This window comes from Sphaerisporangium sp. NPDC005288 (assembly GCF_040607475.1).
Lineage (GTDB): Bacteria > Actinomycetota > Actinomycetes > Streptosporangiales > Streptosporangiaceae > Sphaerisporangium > Sphaerisporangium rhizosphaerae.
Window position 1 is genome coordinate 1 of the sequence record NZ_JBEXGT010000108.1, and the last position, 2,311, is coordinate 2,311.

At 63.2% G+C, this 2,311-nt stretch carries 2 pseudogenes; both read left to right on the top strand.

Features of this window, described 5'->3' with window-relative positions:
* Nucleotides 1-1,085: pseudogene (locus tag ABZU32_RS40855) on the top strand (hypothetical protein); the annotation flags it as partial.
* A gap of 845 nt (nt 1,086-1,930) precedes the next feature.
* Nucleotides 1,931-2,311, top strand: a pseudogene (locus tag ABZU32_RS40860) (hypothetical protein); the annotation flags it as partial.

Here is a 2,311-nt window from a genome sequence, read left to right on the forward strand (position 1 = left end):
TCTACGTCGGTAAGGCCGCCTACACCCACTACGACTTCGCGGTGTACGAGGACTACGACAGCGACTACGCCTTCGTCACGGTCTACAACGGCATCGCCTTCGCCGGCGAGACCGAGGTCACCAAGTCCACCTTCGACGCCTGGAAGGGCGACAAGTGGGCCAAGGACGAGAAGATCACGAAGGAAGAGTACGACAAGCTCCTCGAGAAGTACGGCCCCAACGGGCCGCAGTGGGTGAAGACCCTCGACGCCAACGTCGAGACCGTCGCCAAGCCGGCTGACGCCCAGCAGCACCTCGCCCAGTACATGAGCCCCGAGGGCTACAAGGGCATCAAGCTGATCGGCGCCGAGGTCACCAAGTCGGTCTACGAGGCTGCCCCCAACTTCACCAGCCTGGAGAACGGCGCCAAGTACTTCACCCCGAGCAAGAAGGTCGCCATCAGCCAGGAGGAGTACAAGGCTCTCCTGGCCCAGAAGGCGGACGGCAAGTTCCTCGGCGAGCTCACGGCGACCAAGGACGCCAACGGCACCGAGACCGCGTGGTTCAAGCAGTCCTTCTTCGTGAAGAAGTGGGTCAAGACCACCGCCGCCGTTGAGTACTACGTCACCCACTACTTCATCGTGTCCTACAAGGACGCGGGTCGTCTGGGCGACAACGTCGGTGGCCAGGGCTTCACCTGGAACCAGAAGGTCGGCCAGCCGGTCTACGCCTTCGGCTACCCCGCGGCCGCGCACCCCGACGGTGACAAGCCGTTCACCGGTGTCACGCCGAAGTGGTGCTACGGCAAGACCTTCGCCGCCGCCGCGTCCGCGAAGTTCAAGGCCGAGGCCCAGATCGGTCTCAAGTGCTCCATGACCGCCGGCTCCTCCGGTGGCCCCTGGATCCTGAAGTACAGCAGCACGAAGCGTCTCGGCTACATCAACGGTGTCACCAGCCTCATCGGCGACGCCGACGTGAACGGCCGCATCGACTTCGCGACCTCGCCGTACTTCGACACCGAGACCTACTCGATCTACAAGTCGGCCGCCAACCTGTGGTCCGGCTCGATCGTCACCAAGACGGGCGAGCTCACCACCAAGGCCTGAGTTTCTAGCCAGCTAGAGTCAGCGTCTTAGCAGGGCCCGGCACATCAGTGCCGGGCCCTGTTCGCGTTGTCCGGGCCACGTGCGAAGCTCGCCGTGGCCTTGGAGCGGTCTCGCCGGCTCGCCCAGAGCAACGTGATCCATCCTTGCCGTGGAGCTGCGTAGCCGTTCCCGGTGCACGTATGTCCCCAGTGACAGAAGTACGTCACCTTCGACGACCCGGACCTATCCGGATAGGACAGATCGCACGCATTCGACCACTTCGAGTGCTGTCACCGACACAATGCACACATAGTGCGTCGGCTACCGATCTTGCCAAGGCTACGGAACCGCAGACACCACACACCCGACCCGTTCCGGTCCGAACGGCAACTCGGAGCTATCGACGGCGGCGCGTGTGGCAATTGAGGCAAAAAGCTACGTCTTGCATACTTACGGTCGCACTATGTGATCATGTGGGTGCTGCACAACTACCCCCGCGAGCGTCTTTACTCCTCGACCGGGCATCCCGGAGGCGCTTAGACGTAGTCAGAACCGATTCGGCTCCCCTGCTTCTCTGTGATCTGCGTCACACCAGCCTCTCCAACGAGGTCTGCGGCATCACTTCAGCCACAACGAACCCAAAGTGTGGGCACATGCCCTGATCTGCAAAGAAGAGCGCTTACGCGGGGCCGGCGACGGCGGCGGCCGACCACCCACAGGGGTTACGAAAAGGTCACGTGCCCGCGAAGGGCAAAATTCCCCCCGAATCGACCCCACAGCCGAAGATCACCTCTGTATCTTCATGGCTATCCCTTTACTGACGCATGGGACGCAAGATGCGTTCCACGACAGCCCAAGGAGTTTCCTTGAACACCCGAGTCAAGCGTCTCGCCCTCCCGCTTGGTGGCGCCATCGCCGCCACCAGCATGATCGGCGCCACCCTGGTCACCTCCGCCAACGCGGCCACCGCGCCGGCGAAGAAGACGGTGTCCCTGGCCTCCGCGAGCGGCGCCCAGAAGATCGCCAACTTCTGGAAGGCCAACGGCGGTGCGAACCTCAAGGGTGCCGCGCAGTTCACCGGCGACCAGCAGGTTTCGGGCAAGGTCAAGCTCGGCGGCGGCGACGCCAAGCCTGACGGCAAGGCCGGCGTGATCGCGCCGATCGGCCAGGAGAAGGTCACCCCGACCAAGGTCAAGAACGTCAACCTGCCCAAGACCATCGGCAAGGTGTTCTTCACGGTCGGTGAC